Source organism: Stenotrophomonas sp. YJH_SMC_110, from assembly GCF_059369255.1.
Genome location: NZ_JCAFSM010000001.1, coordinates 1,016,467 through 1,036,344 on the forward strand (window position 1 = coordinate 1,016,467; position 19,878 = coordinate 1,036,344).

At 68.1% G+C, this 19,878-nt stretch carries 14 protein-coding genes and 1 rRNA gene; 6 read left to right on the plus strand and 9 right to left on the minus strand.

Features of this window, described 5'->3' with window-relative positions; translation table 11 throughout:
- Positions 1-5: 5 nt before the first annotated feature.
- The 4 genes from AC5P6H_RS04555 to glyQ all read right to left on the minus strand — a co-directional run bounded on the left by AC5P6H_RS04555 (position 6) and on the right by glyQ (position 8,943).
- A complete protein-coding gene (locus tag AC5P6H_RS04555) occupies positions 6-3,863 on the minus strand; it encodes a translocation/assembly module TamB domain-containing protein (RefSeq protein ID WP_495202344.1) in 3,858 nt (1,285 codons plus the stop codon).
- On the minus strand, positions 3,860-5,656 hold the full coding sequence (locus AC5P6H_RS04560; RefSeq protein WP_041863976.1) for an autotransporter assembly complex protein TamA: 1,797 nt from the start codon (positions 5,654-5,656) through the stop codon (positions 3,860-3,862). The genes AC5P6H_RS04555 and AC5P6H_RS04560 overlap by 4 nt, the downstream gene beginning before the upstream one ends.
- A gap of 212 nt (positions 5,657-5,868) precedes the next feature.
- A complete protein-coding gene (gene glyS, locus AC5P6H_RS04565; RefSeq protein WP_126411539.1) occupies positions 5,869-7,944 on the minus strand; it encodes a glycine--tRNA ligase subunit beta in 2,076 nt (691 codons plus the stop codon).
- A gap of 87 nt (positions 7,945-8,031) precedes the next feature.
- Positions 8,032-8,943: a glycine--tRNA ligase subunit alpha gene (glyQ, locus tag AC5P6H_RS04570; RefSeq protein ID WP_014648902.1), complete on the minus strand. Its 912-nt coding sequence runs from the start codon at positions 8,941-8,943 to the stop codon at positions 8,032-8,034.
- Positions 8,944-9,026: 83 nt separating this feature from the next.
- Here glyQ and AC5P6H_RS04575 point away from each other — a divergent pair, with 83 nt between their 5' ends.
- From AC5P6H_RS04575 to AC5P6H_RS04585, 3 genes are read left to right on the plus strand one after another with little or no spacing between them, the layout of a single operon-like run.
- Positions 9,027-10,862, plus strand: coding sequence for a GspE/PulE family protein (locus AC5P6H_RS04575; protein ID WP_014648903.1), 1,836 nt, complete (start codon positions 9,027-9,029; stop codon positions 10,860-10,862).
- Entirely contained in the window at positions 10,834-11,580 is a 747-nt protein-coding gene (locus tag AC5P6H_RS04580) for a glutamine amidotransferase (RefSeq protein WP_014648904.1), read from the plus strand. Before AC5P6H_RS04575 ends, AC5P6H_RS04580 begins: the two co-directional genes overlap by 29 nt.
- A gap of 50 nt (positions 11,581-11,630) precedes the next feature.
- A complete protein-coding gene (locus tag AC5P6H_RS04585; RefSeq protein ID WP_069117621.1) occupies positions 11,631-12,542 on the plus strand; it encodes a BPSS1780 family membrane protein in 912 nt (303 codons plus the stop codon).
- Positions 12,543-12,627: 85 nt separating this feature from the next.
- On the opposite strand, the gene tatC is transcribed toward AC5P6H_RS04585, so the two are convergent.
- The 4 genes from tatC to AC5P6H_RS04605 form a co-directional block, all read right to left on the minus strand.
- Positions 12,628-13,377 (minus strand): twin-arginine translocase subunit TatC, encoded by a 750-nt coding sequence (tatC, locus tag AC5P6H_RS04590; RefSeq protein ID WP_005420449.1) that lies wholly within the window; start codon positions 13,375-13,377, stop codon positions 12,628-12,630.
- Entirely contained in the window at positions 13,374-13,832 is a 459-nt protein-coding gene (gene tatB / locus AC5P6H_RS04595; RefSeq protein ID WP_032957854.1) for a Sec-independent protein translocase protein TatB, read from the minus strand. Before tatB ends, tatC begins: the two co-directional genes overlap by 4 nt.
- Before the next feature lie 15 nt (positions 13,833-13,847).
- On the minus strand, positions 13,848-14,075 hold the full coding sequence (gene tatA, locus AC5P6H_RS04600; protein ID WP_014648907.1) for a Sec-independent protein translocase subunit TatA: 228 nt from the start codon (positions 14,073-14,075) through the stop codon (positions 13,848-13,850).
- A gap of 75 nt (positions 14,076-14,150) precedes the next feature.
- Positions 14,151-15,050, minus strand: a complete 900-nt coding sequence (locus tag AC5P6H_RS04605; RefSeq protein WP_495202345.1) for a lipid-binding SYLF domain-containing protein — start codon at positions 15,048-15,050, stop codon at positions 14,151-14,153.
- Positions 15,051-15,215: 165 nt separating this feature from the next.
- Between AC5P6H_RS04605 and hemH the strand changes: the two genes are divergently transcribed.
- The 3 genes from hemH to AC5P6H_RS04620 all read left to right on the plus strand — a co-directional run bounded on the left by hemH (position 15,216) and on the right by AC5P6H_RS04620 (position 19,425).
- Entirely contained in the window at positions 15,216-16,178 is a 963-nt protein-coding gene (gene hemH / locus AC5P6H_RS04610; RefSeq protein ID WP_032957857.1) for a ferrochelatase, read from the plus strand.
- On the plus strand, positions 16,175-17,029 hold the full coding sequence (locus tag AC5P6H_RS04615; protein ID WP_032957858.1) for an alpha/beta fold hydrolase: 855 nt from the start codon (positions 16,175-16,177) through the stop codon (positions 17,027-17,029). Before hemH ends, AC5P6H_RS04615 begins: the two co-directional genes overlap by 4 nt.
- A gap of 290 nt (positions 17,030-17,319) precedes the next feature.
- Positions 17,320-19,425: a methyl-accepting chemotaxis protein gene (locus AC5P6H_RS04620; RefSeq protein ID WP_111205394.1), complete on the plus strand. Its 2,106-nt coding sequence runs from the start codon at positions 17,320-17,322 to the stop codon at positions 19,423-19,425.
- 355 nt (positions 19,426-19,780) lie between these two features.
- Here the strand turns inward: AC5P6H_RS04620 and rrf are convergent.
- Positions 19,781-19,878: ribosomal RNA gene (gene rrf / locus AC5P6H_RS04625) — 5S ribosomal RNA — on the minus strand; the annotation flags it as partial.

Here is a 19,878-nt window from a genome sequence, read left to right on the forward strand (position 1 = left end):
GCGGGTTATTTCTCCCGCCGCCAGTTGATCGACCCGCGGTTTTCCACGGTGCTCGACTCCACTTCCACGTCGAACCCGCGGCGCAGCAGGTACTTCAGCGTGATCACCGAACCGGCACCGACCAGCGACAAGCCGTAGCCGACGTACAGCTTGGGCGAGATGTACTTGCCGACACCGATCACCGAGCCGCCCAGCGCGCGCGACTGGCTCACGCCGGCGTCGTCCAGGCCCAGCTTGGCGCCCAGCTGCGAAGCCAGCAGGCCGCTGCCCGCCGAGAGCGCCGCCGAGGCCGCGTTGACCTGCTGCGCCTGGTCGCTGCTGGCACCGGTCAGGCTGCGTCCCAGCACCAGATAGGCCAGTGCCTCGGACTGCGACATTGCCGGATCGGACCACACGTCCGCGCGCGGCTGCTGCGCACGCCCGGTCACGTCGATGCCGGCGGTGACATCACCGATCCGGCGCTCGGCGCGGATGTTGATGCGCGGGTCGGACACCGCGTTGTAGTTCCAGGTGAGGTTGCCGCGGGTGATGGTCAGGTCCTGCCCATACGCCTTGTAGCGGCCGCTCACTTCCAGGCCGCCATTGGCGGTCATTTCACGGCCGGGCTTGGCCCAGACCTGCATCTTGCCGGTCAGCGCGCCCTTCAGGCCGAACCCGGTCATCTTCACCTTGTCGCCGAGGCTGACCGTCAGGTCCATGTCCAGCGGCGAGGTGCGCGACTCTTCCGGATCGGCCGGGTCCAGCACCACCACGTCTTCGGACACCGAGGTGCCACGGTCCAGGCGCTCCAGGTCGATGTCGGCCTCGGGCACGTGCACGGTGCCACGCAGCTCCATCGCCGCCTTGGCCAACGTGAAGTCGAGGTTGGGGTTGGCGACGATGCGCAGCTCGCTGGTGTTGGACAGCAGCACGTTCTCGCCGTGGATCTTCAGCTGCAGCGGCTGTGCATCACCGAACCACGACAGGCCGCCGTCGACATACAGCGTGCCCTGGCCCGAGTTGGCCTGCGCGGTGATCTTGGCCGAGCCGTCGGGCTGGGCCACGAAGCTGCCCTTGCCCTGGTCGAAGGTCAGGCCAAGCGCGGGGAATTCGCCCTTGAAGTTGCTCAGCTGCGCGTCGCCGCCCAGCGACGGCTGCCCGCGCGTACCGCGCAGGCTGACGTGGCCTTCGATCAGGCCGGTCGGGCGCACGATGTCCGGCGAGAACAGCTCCAGCCAGTACAGCCGCGACATGTTGAGGTAGAGCTCACCGTTCAGCGGTGCGCTGGCTTCCCAGCCGGTCTGCATCTTCGCGTCGACGAAGCCATTGCCCTGGAAGCCCATGCCCAGGTAGCCCTTGATGCTGGCCGGGGTCATGTCGAGCTTCAGCGAGAACTGGTCATAGCGCACCAGCTCGCCGCGGGTGGTATCGCCCACGGTGTTGCGGTTCTCGCCCAGGCGCACGCCGCCTTCCTTCGAGCGCACTTCCACATGGCCTTCCCAGGCCGCGCCGCGCGGGCGGATCTGCGCGTCCAGGCTGACGTCGCCGCGCAGGTAGATGCGGCGGCCGGACTGCGGCGGCAGCCACGGCTGCACCAGCGCCAGCGGCAGCGCGTCACTGCGCACCACCAGGCCTTCTCGCGGCCAGTTGGCCTGTGCGCACAGCGCGCCGCTGCTGGCGGCGGCCAGGCAGGCTTCGGACAGGGTGTAGGTGCTGCCGTTGATCGCGAACGCCGCCGGTGCACGCAGCGACCACGCATCACCCTTCACCGGTGCGATGCGCAGCGAGGCCAGCTCGCCACGCCACTGCGCCCCCTGCTGGCGCACGCTGCCCTGCAGCTCGATCGCGCCCATCTCATTGCGGGTCTGCGCAGCCAGGCGCAGGTTGGACACACTGCCCTGCGCATCCACGTTCAAGCGCTCCAGCAGCATGCCGGCGTTGACCTGCTGGCCCTGCACCGCCAGCGTGCCGCTGTCGCCGCGCCACGGCAGGTGGCCCTTGATGCTCACGCTCTCGGCGCCGTAGCCCTCCCAGTTGAGATTGTTGCCGACCAGGTCGGCGGTGATGTCCGGCGCATCGCGCGGCCCCTTCACCTGCACCTGGCCGCGCAGGCCACCGTCGGCGCCCGGCAGCAGGTCACTCAGCTGCAGCGGTTCGAAACGTGCATCGATGTCGAGGCGGTCGCCGACCTTGCCCGACGCGGTCACCCGGCTACTGCCCAGCGACAGCTTCAGGTCACCCTGGCCCTGCGCGCCCTGCAGCGCGAACTTGCCCTGTGCATCAAGGTTGCGCTGGCGCAGGATGCCCTTCAGCGACGGCAGGTCGACGGTGGCTTCCAGCGTGCCGGCCGTGCCCGGTGCGGCATTGGCCGGCGGCGGCAGCTGACGGCCCTTGGAGGCCAGGTTGCCGGACAGGCGGCCGTTCCAGCCCGGCACGAAATAGCCGGGGTCGAAGTCCTTCAGCGTGGCCTTGGCGTCCCAGTCCAGCTGCGGCGCCCAGGCCACCTGGCCTTCCACCTGCAGCTGCCCACCCGGCGTCTGCGCCTGCAGCTGGTGGATCGACGCGGCCTGGTCATTGCCGCGTACGTCGAACTGCAGCTGCGCCTTCTGCGCCTCGCGTTCGATCTCGGCACGGCCGATCGCCGCCCAGGCCTTCAGGGTACCGGCCAGGCCGAAGCGTGCTTCCTTCAGGGTGACCGGCACCGGTGCGCTGCCAGCCGTGTTCGGGTCGGGTGCCGGCACGTAGGTCAGATCGCGTGCGACCACCGAGAAATTGAGTTTCTGCTGATCGTCCTGGCTGAAGTCGGCGGTGCCTTCCAGCCGCGCTTCGCCACCGAGGCCCTTCACCAGCAGCGGTGAGACCTTCAGCACCTGGTCCTGCAGCGACACCACCGACGGTGCCAGTTCCAGCTCCTGGTCGCCCTGCTTCACCCTGCCGCGCAGGTTGGCATTGCCGCCCTTGCCGGCGGCGGTGAAGTCCAGCGACAACGGCGCAATCGCCGAGCTCGCCAATGCTGGCGACAACAGCGCCAGATCCAGCTCGTCGCTGCGGATGCGGGCGCTCCAGCTCGGGTCGGTGCGGCCATCGAACACCAGCATCGCGTGCAGCGGCTTCGGCGCGCGCCCGGCTACGGCCACTTCCATGTGCGACAGGTCGCCGCGTGCGACCAAGCCCACCGTAGCGGCGGTGCGCCCACGCGGTGCTGGCAGCACCGCCGTCACCGTCACATCGGTGTCGTAGTCCTTGGCCGGAATGTAACGGCCCTGGGCGGTGAAGTTGCCCATGTCGCTGTCCACCACCAGCTTGTGCGCCTGGAACTCGCCATTGGCGATCTCGATGCCACCACGCACACGGCTGATGTCGATCACCGGCTCGTTGGCCTGGCTGATGCGGAAGCCGTCGATGGCAATGGCATCGGCCTGGATCGCCAGCGGCATTTCGATCTGCGGCAGCGAATCGGGCCACGACGGCAGCTTGAACGGCTCGTCACTCTTGGCCAGGTTCAGCGTGGCGTTGGTCAGCTCCAGCTTGTCCAGCAGCAGCTTGCGGCCCAGCAGCGGGCGCAGGTCCGGCTCCAGGTGCGCGCGCTCGGCGTGGAAATGGATGTCGTCGTAGCGGAAGTCGACGTTGTACAGGGTCAGCGGACCGGCCACCGGGCCGTCCACCTTGTCCCAGGTGAAGCTGGCGCCCGCCGGCAGTCGCGCCACCACCTGGGCCAGCAGCACATCGCGGCCGGCCACGGTCTGCAGCAGCCAGTACACCGCCAGCAACGCCAGCAGCACCAGGCCAATCACGCCCACGCCGGACCACGCCCAGAAGCGGCGGCGGCGGTAGAAACGCACGCGCGGCGGCGGCGTGTTCGGGGTGGGTGCGGGCGTGCTCACAGGTCCGCTCCGATGTTGAGGTACAGCTGGAACTGCGAATCCGGGTTGTTCAGGCCATGCGCGATATCCACGCGCACCGGGCCCACCGGCGATTTCCAGCGCACGCCGAAGCCGACGCCGGTGTGCAGGTCAATGGTGTTGTCGAAGGCGCTGCCGGTATCGACGAACACCGCCGCGCCCCACGGGCCGCCATTGAAGTAGTGCTCGTACTCGGCCGAGCCGATCACCAGGTTCTTGGCGCCCAGCGCGTATTTGTCGGGTTTGGGTGTGCGCGGGCCGACTTCGCGGTAGGCGTAACCGCGGATGCTGCGGTCACCGCCGGCGAAGTAGCGCAGGCTCGGCGGCATCGCCACCAGATCGCTGGTCCAGGTGGTACCCCCCTCACCGCGCAGGATCAGGCGGTTGCTTTCACCCACCGGGATGTACCAGCGCAGCACGGCGTTGGCCTGCACGAAGCTGGTGTCCGAGCCGGCACCTTCAACGCCGGCGCGCATTGTCGCAGTACCGCTGATGCCCTTGCGCGGGAACATCTCGTCGTCGACGTTGACGTAGTCGGCAACCATCTGCGGGTACACCAGCGTCGAGGTGTTGTAGACGGCATCGGTGAATTCAGTGCCGGACGCGTAGCGCCAGCGCTCGCGCAGTGCGTTGATCGAGGCGATCGCGGTCCAGTGCTCGTTGATCTCGCCGCTGCGGCTGGCGATCAGCTTGAAGTTGCGCAGGTCGATGTAATCGGTCTGCTCGTCATACGCACTGGCGGCGAAGGTGTACCAGCCGTCAAGCCAGTTGAAGGCGGGGATGCGGTAACTGGTCACCAGACTCTTGCGCTTCTGCGCATAGTCCAGCTGCGTGTTCATCTTGTGGCCGCGGTTGTTCAGGAAGCGCCGCTCGATGCCACCGCGTACACCCGGGCCGCTCTCGCTGCCGTAGCTCAGGCCGGCGGTATAGATGGTGCGCTTGGCGCGCGTCAGCTTCACGTCCACCGGCACTTCGCCGTTCTCGTCGGCCTGGTCCGGGCGCGGCTGGATGTCGATCACGCTGAAGTAGTCCAGCTTGGTCAGCGACTCGCGCAGCCGGTCCAGCTTGCCCTCGTGGTAGTAGCTGCCCTGGTCCCAGTAGACCAGTGGATCGAACAGCTTGTCGACGAAGTAGTCCTGCTGGAAGCGCACCGGGCCCATGTTGTAGCGGCGGCCGCTGTCCCAGGTCAGGTCGATGTCGGCGGCGTTGTCGGCGCGGGTGATCTGCACCTGGCGCTGGGTGTAGTCGGCGTCGAAGTAGCCGCGCTCGGCCAGGCGCCGGGTGATGGTGATCTTGCTGGCTTCGTACTGGGTGTGCTCGAAGCGCTGGCCCTTGCGCGGCTTGAACGCGGCCAGGTCATCCTGCAGGTACTGGTCGTACATCGCCGGGCCGGTGATGTCGATGTGCTCGCGGCGCACGGTCACCGGGGTGCCCTTGTCGACATGGATCAGCACGCGCACGTGTTCGTCCTCGCGCGGTGCCTCGACCTTGATCACCGGGTTGTAGTACCCGAACGGTTCCAGTGCCTGGCGGGTCTGCCGCTCGGCCTGTGACAGCAGGTATTCCAGGCGCGATTCGCCCTGTTCCTTGCCGATCGTGTCGTACAGCGACAGCGATTCCTGGATGTTCTCGATGATTGCGGCGTCGTCGCCCTTGTCCAATCCCTTGATGTCCACCTTGTCGATGGTGCCGCGCGCGTGGACCACGGAAGTGGCGGCCAGCGACAGGACCATCAGCGGCAGGGCGTATTTCTTTGGCTGCATGCGGGACAGCATACCGACCGAAGGTGACGATGCGAAATGCATCACGTCATTCGGGATCGGTTGTTAAGTGGCGGTCAAAATACGCACCTTTGTGGCGATCATCGTGAATGCAGGCGAGGATGCCGGCATCGTGCGCGATGCCGGCAATGACCCCGATGGACATCCACCGGCGATGCGGTGCGCGGGGTAATGCCGGCCAGCGGCCGGCACTACCGATACGGGCATCAGCTCGACAGATGCTCGATCGCCGCGACCTTGCCCAGGCGCTCGCCCAGCATCGTCAGCAGCGCCAGGCGGTTGCCACGCAGCGCCAGATCGTCCGCATTGACCATCACCCCGTCGAAGAACGCGTCGACCTGCGGGCGCAGGCGCGCCAGGCGTGCCAGCACGGCCACGTAGTCCTTCTGGTGCAGGCTGGCGCCGGTGTCGTCGATGGCGGCAGTGACCGCTTCGGCCAGCGCGCGCTCGGCGTCTTCCTGCAGCAGCGCCGGGTCGATCTGCGCCGGAATGTCGCCCTCGGCCTTGCGCAGGATGTTGCGGATGCGCTTGTTGGCCGCAGCCAGTGCTTCGGCTTCCGGCAGTGCGGCGAAGGTGCCGATCGCATCCAGGCGGCGGTCGAAGTCGTACAGCGAGGCCGGCTTCAGTTCGGCCACCGCGTTGAAGTGCGTGGCCGGCACGCCCTTGTCGCCGTAATAGCCCTTCAGGCGGTCGAGAATGAAGTCGTACAGCTCGCCGACATCGGCCTGCACGTTGCGCGCGGCCAGGCCGGCGTTGGCGCTGGCCAGCAGCGCGCGCAGGTCCAGCTCGAAGCCGCTTTCGATGATCGTGCGGGCCAGGCCCAGCGCATTGCGGCGCAGCGCGAACGGGTCCTTGTTGCCGGTCGGCTTCAGGCCCGCGGCGAAACCACCGGCCAGCGTGTCGACGCGTTCGGCGATGGCCAGCACCTTGCCCAGCGGCGACAGCGCGATGTCATCACCGCCGAAGCGCGGCTGGTAGGCCTCGTCGATGGCCAGCGCCACCTCGGTCGATTCGCCACCGGCCACGGCGTAGTGGCGGCCGGCGATGCCCTGCAGCTCCGGGAACTCGTTGACCATGCGCGACTGCAGGTCGTTCTTGGCCAATTCGGCAGCCCGCCTGGCCTGCACGGCATCGGCACCCACCTGGGGTGCGATCACTTCGGCCAGGGCGGCCACGCGCGCCACCTTGTCGGCCACGCTGCCCAGCTTGGCCTGGTAGGTCACCGTCTTCAGGCCGTCGCCCATCGACGCCAGGCCCTGCTTCAGGTCCTCGTCGAAGAAGAACTTGGCGTCGGCAAAGCGCGGGCGGATCACCCGCTCGTAGCCCTTGGCCACTTCGGCCACGTCCTTCGATTCGATGTTGGCGATGCCGATGAACTTCTCGGTCAGCGTGCCTGCGGCATCCAGCACCGGGAAGAACTTCTGGTTGATCTCCATCGTTTCGATCAGCGCTTCCTGCGGCACTGCCAGGAACGCACGTTCGAAGCTGCACAGCACCGCCGACGGCCACTCGACCAGGTTCACCACCTGCTCCAGGTTGTCGTCGGTGATGCGGGCGCTGCCACCGGCCCTGGCCGCGGCGGCCTCGACCTCGGCGACGATGCGCGCACGGCGCTCGCGCGGGTCGACCAGCACGAAGGCGGCGCGCAGGGCTTCAACATAGTCCTGCGGCTGGGCCAGCGACACGGGCTGGTCGTGGTGGAAGCGATGGCCACGGCTGACACGGCCGGCCTGCAGGCCGAACAGTTCGGCCTCCACCACCTCGGTACCGTGCAGCAGCACCAGCCAGTGCGCCGGGCGGGCAAAGCCCCAGGTGTGGCCGCCCCAGCGCATCGGCTTGGGAATCGGCATCGCTGCAATCGCCTCGCGCAGGATCTCCGGCAGCAGGCTGGCGGTGCGTGCGCCCGGGGTCACCGCGCGGTGCACGAAGCGCTCACCCTTGTTGTCGGTGGTCTTCTCCAGCGCGGTCCAGTCGATCCCGGCCTTGGCGGCGAAGCCCTGCAACGCCTTGGTCGGCTGGCCTTCGGCGTCCAGTGCGATGTTCAGGTACGGGCCCAGCACTTCGCTGTGCTGTTCCGGCTGTTCCAGGCCCACGCCCGGCAGCAGCACGGCCAGGCGGCGCGGGGTCGACAGCGGGCGTGCATCACCCAGTTCCAGCGCGACGCCGCGCGTGCGCAGGCCTTCGACAACACCGTCGAAGAACGCCTGGGCCAGGCCCGGCAGCGCCTTGACCGGCAGCTCCTCGGTGCCCAGTTCGATCAGCAGGGGGGACAGTTGGCTCATCGGTTCGATCCTGTGGTGGGGGCGCAGCGCGCGACGCGTCCGGCGCCCCGGGGAGTTGATGAAAAGCGGGTGGGTGCCGACGGCCCGTCAGGCCTTCTTCGCACCCGGGAAGCCCAGCTTCTCGCGCTGCTCGTAGTACGCCTTGGCCACCGCCTGGGCCAGCGCGCGCACGCGCAGGATGTAGCGCTGGCGCTCGGTCACGCTGATCGCGCGGCGTGCATCGAGCAGGTTGAAGGTGTGGCTGGCCTTCATCACCTGCTCGTAGGCCGGCAGCGGCAGGCCCACCTCGACCAGCTTCTGCGCTTCACGCTCGCAGGCATCGAAGCGGTGGAACATTTCGTCCACGTCGGCGTATTCGAAGTTGTAGGTGCTCTGCTCGACTTCGTTCTGGTGGTAGACGTCGCCATAGGTCACCGGTTGCCCGTCCGGGCCGTAGGTCCAGACCAGGTCGTAGACGTTGTCGCAGTTCTGCAGGTACATGCACAGGCGTTCGAGACCGTAGGTGATCTCGCCCAGCACCGGGCGGCACTCCAGGCCACCGGCCTGCTGGAAGTAGGTGAACTGGGTCACTTCCATGCCGTTGAGCCAGACTTCCCAGCCCAGGCCCCAGGCGCCCAGCGTCGGCGATTCCCAGTTGTCCTCGACGAAACGCAGGTCGTGCACCAGCGGGTCGATGCCCAGCGCCTTCAGCGAATCCAGGTACAGCTGCTGGATGTTGTCCGGCGCCGGCTTCATCGCCACCTGGTACTGGTAGTAGCGCTGCAGGCGGTTCGGGTTCTCGCCGTAGCGGCCATCGGTCGGGCGGCGCGAGGGCTGCACGTAGGCCGCGTTCCAGCGTTCCGGACCGATCGCACGCAGGAAGGTGGCCGGGTGGAAGGTACCGGCGCCCACCTCCAGGTCGAGCGGCTGGATGAGCACGCAGCCCTGCTGGGCCCAGAACTGGTTCAGGGTCTGGATCAGGCCCTGGAAGGTGATCGGAACGGTCGGGGTCGCGGACATGCGTACGAGTCTTGGCCGGCAAGGGGGTGCGTTAGTATAACGGCCGACCTGCGGGGCATTCCGTACCCGGGAGGAGCAGGCAGATGGAACATCGGCTGCCGGTGGGCACGCCCGGCGAGCCAGGCGACATCCCGCTGCCGTGGGGCCGCCTGCATTTCGAACAGGTCTGCGCAGCGCTGCTGGCCGATGGCCTGGTGGCCGAGCACGACGTCGAGCGCATGCGGTTTTCCGCACAGGGCGCGCGCAACGCCAGTGAAGTGCACCCGCTGGTGTTGCTGTCCAACCTCAAGCTGGCCGCCCGCGACGGTGGCGAACTGACCCTGGAACGCCTGACCGAATGGCTGGCCCGGCGCACCGGCAGCCGCTACCTGCGCATCGATCCGACCCGGGTCGACGTCGCTGCGGTCACCGCGCTGGTCTCCCATGCCTACGCCCGCCGCCACCGCTTCCTGCCGCTGGCGGTGGATGCCGAACGGGTGCTGGTGGCCACCAGCGAGCCGCTGGTGCAGGAGTGGCGCCGCGACCTGCAGCACCTGACCCGCCGCAGCATCGAGCTGGCGGTGGTCAATCCGCTCGACCTGCACCGCTACACCATGGAGTTCTACGGGGTGACCCGCTCGGTGCGTGGCGCGCGCGGCGATGTCCGCGGCGAAGCCAGCACCACCCTGCCCAGCTTCGAGCAGCTGGTCGAGCTGGGCCGTACCGGCGACGTCAATGCCGACGACCAGCACATCGTGCACATCGTCGACTGGCTGCTGCAATATGCCTACGAACAGCGCGCCTCGGACATCCACCTGGAACCGCGCCGCGAGATGGGGCGCATGCGCTTCCGCATCGATGGCGTGCTGCACAAGGTCTTCGAGGTGCCCCCGGCGGTGATGACCGCCGTGGTCAGCCGTATCAAGGTGCTCGGCCGCATGGACCTGGCCGAACGCCGGCGCCCGCAGGACGGCCGCATCAAGACCCGCTCGCCGGGCGGCCGCGAGGTCGAGATGCGCCTGTCGACCATGCCCACCGCCTTCGGCGAGAAGTGCGTGATGCGCATCTTCGACCCGGATGCCGCCTTCAAGAGCATCGACCAGCTGGGTTTCAGCCCGCAGGAGGCCGCCGGCTGGAATGCACTGGTCGAACGCCCGCACGGCATCGTGCTGGTCACCGGCCCGACCGGCTCAGGCAAGACCACCACCCTGTATTCCACGCTGAAGCGGCTGGCCACGCCGGACGTGAACGTGTGCACCGTGGAGGACCCGATCGAGATGATCGCGCCTGAGTTCAACCAGATGCAGGTGCAGGCCAACATCGACCTGGACTTCGCCAGCGGCGTGCGCACCCTGCTGCGGCAGGACCCGGACATCATCATGATCGGCGAGATCCGCGATCTGGAAACCGCGCAGATGGCGGTGCAGGCCTCGCTGACCGGCCATCTGGTGCTGTCCACGCTGCATACCAACGACGCGCCGTCGGCGGTCACCCGCCTGCTCGACCTGGGCGTGCCGCACTACCTGCTGGCCAGCACCCTCAACGGCATCCTCGCCCAGCGCCTGGTGCGCACCCTGTGCCCGCACTGCAAGCAGCCGCACACCCTTGGTGCTGCCGACTGGGCGGTGCTGGCTGATAGCCAAGCTGCATATCCAGATGCCGCCACGCCCTGTCGGCCGGTTGGTTGCCTGGAGTGCCGGCGCACCGGATTCCTCGGCCGCATCGGCCTGTATGAGTTGCTGCCATTGGGCTCGCGGCTGCGTGGGCAGATCCGCGCCGACATGGATCTGGCCGGTTTCACCCGTGCCGCGCGGGCTGAAGGGCTGCGAACCCTGCGCCAGGCCGGGCTTGAAAAGGTGGCGCAGGGGCTGACTACAATCGAGGAAGTCCTGTCAGTCCTGCCGCCCCCGGATGAACCCAGCCCCGTTCCTGATCCTTGAAACCGGCCGCCCGGTGCCGTCGCTGCGCCGCTACGGGCGCTTCCCGCACTGGATCCGGGTGGCCGCCGGGCTGGAAGAGCACGAGACGGTGGTGGTCGATGTCGAACACGGGGATGCCCTGCCCGACCCGCATGCCTTCGCCGGCGTGCTGGTGACCGGCTCGGCCGCCTTCGTCACCGACCACGCCGAATGGAGTGAGCGCAGTGCCGCATGGCTGCGCCAGGCCGCCCACGACGACCTGCCCGTGTTCGGTATCTGCTACGGGCACCAGCTGCTGGCGCACGCGCTGGGTGGCGAGGTGGCCTACAACCCGGCCGGGCGCGAGTCGGGCACGATCGAACTGGAGCTGCAGCCGCAGGCCGCGCAGGACCCGCTGTTCCAGGGCCTGCCGCAGCACTTCGCCGCCCACGCCACCCACCTGCAGACCGTGTTGCGCGCGCCTGACGGTGCCGAAGTACTGGCACGCTCGCCGCTGGATGGCTGCCATGCCTTCCGCTGGGGGCGCCAGGCCTGGGGCGTGCAGTTCCACCCCGAGTTCGCCACCCACCACATGCGCGGCTACGTGCGTGCCCGCGCCGACTGCATCGGCCGCCATGGCGGCTGTGCCCGCAGCATCGAGCGCGCGGTCAGCGCCGCACCGCTGGCGCGCCAGCTGCTGCGCCGCTTCGTTCGCCAGGCGCGGCTGTCTTCAGCCCAGCCGGCGGCAAAACAGGGATAATCGGCGGCACGGGCAAGCGCCCGGCCCCCTCCTGTCCTTCCCGGATGTCCATGAAAGAGATTCGCAAGCTGCCGGCCTCGGCGGGCGCCCAGTGGTTGCTGGATACGTTCTCGCTGTATCGGCGTGCGCCGCTGCAGCTGGCCCGGATCGGTCTGACCTGGCTGCTGGTGAGCTGGGTGGTCACCCTGTTGTCGACGCTGATTCCCGGCGCCGCCGGCATGGCCGTGCAGCTGATGACCCTGGCCATCTCGCCGATCATGTTCGGCGGCATGCTGTACGCCGTGGGTGAGATCGACGAAGGTCGCCCGGGCCTGGCCTCGCACCTGCTGCAGCCGATCCGCGACCACCGCGTCAGCCACCTGCTGGTGCCGCTGGCGATCCAGGTGCTGGCGGTGCTGCTGCTGGGCGCGCTGCTGTTCCTGATGATCGGCCGCGAAGGCTTCACCGCCTTCAGCGAGGTCATGACCAAGATGGAAGAGATCAGCCGCAGTGGCCAGCAGATCAAGCCGGACGATGCTGCGGCGCTGGTGGCCAACCTGCCGGCCAAGCGCATCGCACTGTGGATGCTGCTGGTGTTCCTGAGCGCGGTCGCACTGTCGCTGGCAATGTTCACCCAGCCGGCGCTGGTGGTGTTCGACAAGCAGAGCGGCATGCACGCGCTGCGCCTGAGCCTGCAGGGCTGCATCGAGAACATTGGCGCGATGATCGTGTTCGCCGTGCTCGGCCTGATCGCCGCGTTCTGCATCTACATCCTGTTCGTGATCGTGATCCAGATCGCGATGCTGATCGGCGGCCCGCTGGCCGCCGCCTTCATCGCCCAGCTGGTGCTGACCACGGTGCTGATGCCGCTGTATGTCGGCGCGGTCTACGCCGCGTGGAAGCAGATGTTCGTGCACCGTGGCAGCCGCGCCGCACCGCCGGTCCCGACCACGCCGACCTCAAGCGACATCTTCCACGCCTGATGAAAAAAGGGGACGGAGGGGATTAAGTCGTTTATGCCCAGTGTGTGCAGCTAACGACTTAATCCCCTCCGTCCCCTTTTTTCTTTCAGGCGGCGGGCTTCTTGACTGCCGACGACGGCACCAGCCAGCGTGCGGCGTGGATGCCCAGCTCATAGAGCAGGCACATCGGGATCGCCAGCATCAGCTGTGAAACCACGTCCGGCGGGGTCAGCACCGCCGCCAGCACGAAGATGCCGACGATCGCGTAGCCGCGGCCTTCCTTGAACTGCTGCGGCGTCACCCAGCCCAGCAGCACCAGGATCACCATCGCCACCGGCAACTCGAAGCTGCCGCCGAAGGCGAAGAAGATCGCCAGCACGAAATCCAGGTAGGCATTTGCATCCGGGGTGATCGCAATCACGTCCGGGCTGAAGGTGGTGAGGAAGTGGAACACCGCCGGCAGCACCAGGAAGTAGGCAAAGGCGCAGCCGGTGTAGAACAGCAGCACCGAGGACACCAGCAGCGGCACCGCCAGGCGCTTCTCGCGCGCATACAGGCCGGGCGCGACGAAGGCCCACAGCTGGTACAGCAGCCACGGCACCGCCACGAACAGGGCAACGAAGAAGGTCAGCTTCAACGGCGCGAAGAAGGCGCCGGCCGGATTGGTGGCAATCATCGTCTGCCCGTTCGGCAGCTGCGAGACCAGCGGCTCGGCCAACGCGTTGTACAGCTTCTGGGTGAACGGCAGCAGCGCCAGCAGCACCACGCCCAGGCCCAGCAATGCGCGCACCAGGCGGCCGCGCAGTTCCACCAGATGTTCGACCAGCGAGCTCTCGCCGAAATCCTGTTCACTCATGGCTGGCGCTCCGTGCGCGGCGGCGGCGGCGCACCGGCTTCAGGGGGTGTCGCCGGCGTCGGCTCGGGAGCGACGCCCTCCTGTACCGGTGCATCGGCACGGGTCAGGCCGCTCATATGCGGCGGCAGATCCGCAGGCGCCGGTGCGCGTACCTCCTGCGCCAGCGTATCGCCCTGCTGCTGCGCCTCCTGCGCTTCGCGACGGATCGCTTCGCCGCTGGCACGCAGCTGGTTCTCGGTGTCCTGCATGCCCTGGCGAACGTCCTGCATCTGCCGCTTGATCTCCTCGGCCTGCAGTTCGCGCTCCAGTTCCTGTTTCACCGAATCCCATTGATTGCGGGCGCGACGCACCCACAGGCCGGCAAAGCGGGCCGCCTTGGGCAGGCGCTCGGGACCGAGCACCACCAGGGCGACCACGGCGATCACCAGCAATTCGCTGAAGCCGATATCAAACACCGCGACCGCTCCGGATCAGCGAGGGGTGCGGTCGTGCTCGTCCTGCGCGGTGCGCGAGGCGTCCTGGCTGCGCGACTCGTCGCCCAGCTGCGCGTTCGGCTTGTCGTCGTCGCGCATGCCCTTCTTGAATTCCTTGACCGCCGAACCGAGGTCCTTGGCGCCACTGGTCAGGCGCTTGGTGCCGAACACCAGCAGGACGATGGCCAGCACGACCAACCAATGCCAGATGCTGAAACTGCCCATAAAGACGCTCGTTACGTTAGTGATCAGGCTGTCGAGCATAGCGCACCGGGTGTTAGCCGGCGCGCGTGACGAAAGTCAGTTTCCGCCCAGCGTTTCCGTGCGGATTTCGCCGTCGCTGACCGGCTGGAAGCCCTGCTGCTGCGGCGGCGGGTTCTGCGGAACGTTCTGCAGCGGCGCGGTGGTGGCTTCGGCCTGGGCCGCCGGTGCTGCCTGAACGGGCACAGACACGGGGGCGGCAGCCGGCGCCGGCGCCGGACGCGGTGCATTGCCACCGTTGCCGTTGCGGTTGTTGCGGGCGGCGTAGGTGGCCTCTTCCAGGCGATCGCGGAAGGCGACCACGTCCATCGACGGCGAACCGACGGCGCGACCTTCGAAGATCATGCGCGGCGTGGTGTTGCTGCCGTAGGCGTCCAGATTGGCGGCATCGTCGATCTGCAGCACCGCGCCATCCAGCGCGACACCGGCGAACAGGCCGCGCGCGCGCGACCACGACCAGATCTCGGCCTTCAGCTGGCCGTCGGTGGCGGCGGCGGCATTGCGGCCGACCGGACCGGCGGCAACGCCGGCATCGGCGCCAAGCGTGAACTTGCCATTGACCAGGTTGTCCAGGCTGCGGTCGTTGCGGAACACCAGCACTACGTCGGAAGACTGCACGCCGGCCTGGAAGCCGATGCTGCCACCGGTCAGCTTGACGAATACCGGGCTGGACCAGGCGCCATTGGGCATGCGCACCGACATCAGCCCGTGGCCGCGACGACCGCCAATGACCAGGCCGGCCTTGATCGTGTCGGGAATGACGATGACCGCGCGGCCTTCGTCGAGCAACTTGTCCGGAATTCCCTGTTCAGGGATTTCCTGGATCTCCGCCAGCACGCGCACGGCATTGCGGGCGCGCTGGTCTTCCTGCGGTCCGGCCATGGCCTGGCTGGACAGCAGGCTGGCGGCGATCAGCAGGGCTTGGATCGGGCGACGCATGGCAGGCTCCAGAAGTCAGTCCATAGGAAGATATAGCAAGTGACTGAAATTAGTAGTGTTGTCATGAATCGCCAATGAGCGCTCCCCGCTCACATAGATGCGCGCTATGCCAGCAATCCGAACCCTGCATCCCGGTGCGACACCGGATCGGCGACAATGCACCCCATGCTCGACGCACCCGATACCGCCGTGCTGGCGGTCAACCTAGGCACGCCCGATACGCCGACGGCCCCCGCCGTACGCCGTTACCTGGCCGAATTCCTGTCCGACCGCCGCGTGGTCGCGATCCCGCCACTGCTGTGGCAGCCGCTGCTGCGCGGACTGATCCTGCCGCTGCGCAGCAGCCGTTCGGCGGCCAAGTACGCCCAGGTCTGGCTGCCGGATGGCTCACCGCTGATGGTCCATACCCGGCAGCTGGCGCAGGCGATGCAGGCCCTGCTGCCAACCCTGAAAGTGCGCCACGCAATGCGCTATGGCGAACCGGCCCTGGCCCACGAGCTCGACCGCCTCGCCGGCGAAGGCGCACGCCGCATCGTGGTGCTGCCGCTGTACCCGCAGTACTCCACCACCACCACCGCCTCGGTCGAGGACCGGGTCGATGCCTGGCAGCGGCGCAACCCGGGCGTGACCGTCAGTCTGGTACGCGACTACTCGGTCGACCCGGGCTGGGTCGAGGCCGTTGCCGGCTCGATCCGCCGCTACTGGGAACAGCACGGCCGCAGCCAGAAACTGATGTTCTCCTTCCACGGCATCCCGCAGCGCCTGGCCGACGCGGGTGATCCGTATCCGCAGCGCTGCGAGGCCAGCGCGCAGGCCATCGCCAACGCGCTGGGCCTGGGCAAGGACGACTGGCAGATGGGTTACCAGTCGCGCTTCGGCCGCGAGCGCTGGCTGCAGCCTTACGCTGAGCCGAGCCTGTGGGCGTTGGCCGAATCCGGTGTGAAGCAGATCGACGTGGTCTGCCCCGGCTTCGCCACCGATTGCCTGGAAACGCTGGAAGAAGTCGCGATGGGCTTCACCGAAACGCTGGCCGAACGTGGCGCGACGATGCGCTACATCCCCTGCCTCAATGCCGAACCGGAACACGCGCGCGCCCTGGCACGACTGGCCGTGGCCTCGCTGGCATGAGTCTGCAACCCTTTGAACTCGAGGTGGGCGGCACCCGCGTCGCCGGCCTGCGCAACAGCGGCGACGGCCCGCGCGTGCTGGCCCTGCATGGCTGGCTCGACAATGCCGCCAGCTTCGTGCCGCTGGCGCCGCACCTGGCGTCGCTGCAGCTGGTGGCGATCGACCTGCCCGGCCATGGCCACAGCGCGCACCTGCCGGCCGGTGCCAGCTACACCACGGCGGCCGCGATCTGCCACGTGCTTGATGTGGCCGACGCCCTGGGCTGGGACCGCTTCAGCCTGCTCGGCCATTCGATGGGCGCCGGCATCGCCAGCCTCACCGCCTCGGTCAGCGACCGCGTCGAGCGCCTGGTGGCGATCGAAGCTCTCGGCGGCCTGCGCGGCCCCGAAGAAGAGACCGCCCATCGCCTGCGCGAGCATGTGAACGCCACCCGTGCGTTGGCGCGCAAGCAGCTGCGCGTGTTCCCCGACCTGGCCGCGCCGATCCGCGCACGGATGATGACCAACCAGCTCAGCGAACCGTGCGCACGACTGCTGGTCGAGCGCGGCGTGGAACCGGTCGAAGGCGGGTATCGCTGGTGCAGCGATCCGCGCCTGATGCTGCCCACCGCGATCCGCCTCAGCGAGGGCCAGATCGACAACCTGCTGCAGGCCATCGCCTGCCCGACACAGGTGATCTATGCCACGCCGGCGCAGTCGTATTATCCCGAGCCGATGCGCAGCGATCGCCTGCAGCACCTGCGGGATGGCCGGCTGGCAGTGTTTCCCGGCAACCATCACCTGCACATGGAAGATCCGGAACAGATCGCAGGCGTGATCCTGCACTTCTTCAGCAACGACAACGCCGGCTGAGCGCAGGCGTCCGCGCGCTTCACTCCGCGCGTTTGCGGCCGATACATCAGTTGCGGGCCCCTGCGCCCGCTGCACGCGGGCCCGGTCGGTCCTGCGGCATGTGTCTGGTTCTGCAAGGAAGTCCGCATGCCCGCTCTGCTGCACCGTCACCCACAGGATGTGGCCGCGGTGTCCCCTCTCCGCGTCGCTGATCGCGCCGCATCCCTCGAATTCCCGGCACCCGCCCTCGTCACGCCCTGCTGCGTGCGTTGCGGCGTGCTCGTTGTCGTCTGCTGACCCAGGAGCCTCCGATGTCCATTGCATCCGCCCGTCCCCCCGATACCGCCCGCCTGTCGCACCTGCAACAGCTCGCCCGCGGTGCTGACCGCCGCCTGCTGACCGGCAGCGCGGCACTGGCCGTGACCGGGCTGGTGCTGGCCCTGCGCGGTCCGCACGGTGTGGCCGCCGCGTTGGCCGCGGGCGCTGTGCTGCCCGCCTTGTGGCTGGCCGGTCCGCTGGCAGGCCGCGGCATCGCCCGCAACGCCCTGGCGATCCTGGTGGCGCTGCAGCTGGCCCTGTTGTCCGCGATCACCGGCCTGTCGCCGGCGTTGCCGATCGCCCTGCTGCTGGGCGTGCTGCTGGGCCATCGCGATCGTCTGCCGGTGTGGCTGGCCGGTAGCATCGGCACGCTTGCACTGCTGGCCCCGCTGCCGGCCGGTGCTGCGGTGGGGCCGGCGCTGCTGCAGGCCGCGATGCTGGCCGGCCTGACCCTGTTCCTTGGCCAGGTCGCACTGCGGCTCCGCCAGCAGACCGAAGCACTTGGCCACGGTCCCCGCCGGCTGGCCGCGCTGGCGCGCGACATCGCCACCGGCGCCGATCTTGGTGCACATGCTGACACCACCGCCTACGCACCGGGTTCGCTGGCCCATGCGCTGGCCGACACCGCACGCCATGTGCAGGCCCAGCGTGGACGCGAAGCGGAGGCACACGCCGAGAACGCGCAGATCCGCCAGGCCCTCGATGCCTCGCGCACCGCGATGATGATTGCCGACAACGATCACGTGATCCGCTACGTGAACCGCTCGGTGGTGGCCCTGCTGCGCAACCAGCAGGCAACGTTGCGCCAGGCCTTCCCCGATTTCGATGCCGAGCGCCTGGTCGGTAGCAGCATCCATCGCTTCCACGCCAACCCGGACCGGATCCGCGCCATCCTCAATGGCCTGCAGGTCAGCCACAACGGCAAGGTACAGATCGGCCCGGTGCACTTCGCACAGGTGGTTACTCCGGTCTTCGACGCACAGGGCCTGCGCCTGGGCTTTGCCGTGGAGTGGCATGACCGTACCCATGAGCTCGCCTTGGAGAACGCCGTCGCCGGCATCGTCGCGGCCGCCGCCGCCGGCGACCTCGACCAGCGCCTGCAGGCAACCGAAGGTGCCAGCTTCCTCGATGGCCTCACCGGTGGCATCAACCAGCTGCTGGATACGTTGGGCAGTACGGTTGACGAGGTGCGGCAGATGCTCTCGGCGCTGGCCAGCGGCGATCTCGATCGACGCATGCATGGCGAGTATCACGGCGCCTTTGCCGCGATCCAGCGCGATGCCAACGCCACCGCCGGCCAGCTGGCGCGCATGGTGGGCCGTATCCAGCAGTGCGCGTCCTCGATCAGCACCGCTGCCAGCGAAATCGCTGCGGGCAATGGCGCGCTGTCCGAGCGCAGCGAGCGCCAGGCAGCGCACCTGCAGGAAACCGCCGCTTCGATGGAAGAGCTGACTGCCACCGTGCGCCAGAACGCTGCCCATGCGCGCGAGGCGAGCCAGCTGGCGATCACCACCCAGAGCGCCGCCAGCGATGGCAACGTCGCCATGCAGCGGGTCGTCGACACCATGCAGGCGATCGAGGGAGCCTCGAAGCGGATCGGCGACATCACTGGCGTGATCGATGGCATCGCCTTCCAGACCAACATCCTCGCGCTCAACGCGGCAGTGGAGGCCGCCCGTGCCGGCGAGCAGGGCCGTGGCTTCGCGGTGGTGGCCAGCGAGGTGCGCGTGCTGGCGCAGCGCTCCGCCGCCGCCGCACAGGAAATCAAGAAACTGATCGATGAGGCGGGTCGCCAGGTGGGCGAAGGTGCCCAGCTGGTGGCCGATGCGGGCCAGCGGATGCAGGGCATTGTCGGGGGCGTTGAGAATGTCAGCCACCTGATGCACGAGATCTCGGCGGCCTCGCAGGAGCAGTCGGTCGGCATCGAGCAGATCAACCAGACCGTGGTGCAGATGGACCAGGCGACGCAGCAGAATGCCGCGCTTGTGGAGGAAGCCACCGCGGCCGCACGCGAGCTGCAATCGCAGGCGGGTACGCTTACCGAGGCGGTATCGGTGTTCCGCCAGCAGGAACCGCACGAGGTCTCGCGGGCCGCCTGATCCGGGCCTGCAGTTCCATCCCGGTCAAGACGGCGCCCGCAGGGCGCCGTTTTTTTTGCCTGCTTTTGCGTGATGGGTCAGGAAAAAAGGCCGCTTCCGGACCTGCCGTGAGGAGCGACCAACCCTGGCTGGTGCCGCATCCACATATGGCGTGAATCTACTGTGCGCCCGCATGCCCTCGGTAGTCGCCAACCTTGGTTGGCGCTGGGGCTGCCCGCGGAGAATATCCACGCATGGCGTGCATCTACCGGCCGGTGTGCAGCTATGACGGTGCCGGCCGGCGGCCGGCACTACCCACATGTTCTGCGCACAAAGAAAAACCCCGCTGCGTGAGCAGCGGGGTTTTGGGTATAAACCCTGGCGATGACCTACTCTCGCATGGCTTGAGCCACACTACCATCGGCGCAGCTGCGTTTCACTTCCGAGTTCGGGATGGGATCGGGTGGTTCCACA

Excerpts from the sequence above, each read along its gene's own strand:
- AC5P6H_RS04560 (WP_041863976.1), bottom strand. The coding sequence starts at position 5,656 with ATGCTGTCCCGCATGCAGCCAAAGAAATACGCCCTGCCGCTGATGGTC.
- glyS (WP_126411539.1), bottom strand. The coding sequence starts at position 7,944 with ATGAGCCAACTGTCCCCCCTGCTGATCGAACTGGGCACCGAGGAGCTG.
- glyQ (WP_014648902.1), bottom strand. The coding sequence starts at position 8,943 with ATGTCCGCGACCCCGACCGTTCCGATCACCTTCCAGGGCCTGATCCAG.
- AC5P6H_RS04575 (WP_014648903.1), top strand. The coding sequence starts at position 9,027 with ATGGAACATCGGCTGCCGGTGGGCACGCCCGGCGAGCCAGGCGACATC.
- AC5P6H_RS04580 (WP_014648904.1), top strand. The coding sequence starts at position 10,834 with ATGAACCCAGCCCCGTTCCTGATCCTTGAAACCGGCCGCCCGGTGCCG.
- AC5P6H_RS04585 (WP_069117621.1), top strand. The coding sequence starts at position 11,631 with ATGAAAGAGATTCGCAAGCTGCCGGCCTCGGCGGGCGCCCAGTGGTTG.
- tatC (WP_005420449.1), bottom strand. The coding sequence starts at position 13,377 with ATGAGTGAACAGGATTTCGGCGAGAGCTCGCTGGTCGAACATCTGGTG.
- tatA (WP_014648907.1), bottom strand. The coding sequence starts at position 14,075 with ATGGGCAGTTTCAGCATCTGGCATTGGTTGGTCGTGCTGGCCATCGTC.
- AC5P6H_RS04605 (WP_495202345.1), bottom strand. The coding sequence starts at position 15,050 with ATGCGTCGCCCGATCCAAGCCCTGCTGATCGCCGCCAGCCTGCTGTCC.
- hemH (WP_032957857.1), top strand. The coding sequence starts at position 15,216 with ATGCTCGACGCACCCGATACCGCCGTGCTGGCGGTCAACCTAGGCACG.
- AC5P6H_RS04615 (WP_032957858.1), top strand. The coding sequence starts at position 16,175 with ATGAGTCTGCAACCCTTTGAACTCGAGGTGGGCGGCACCCGCGTCGCC.
- AC5P6H_RS04620 (WP_111205394.1), top strand. The coding sequence starts at position 17,320 with ATGTCCATTGCATCCGCCCGTCCCCCCGATACCGCCCGCCTGTCGCAC.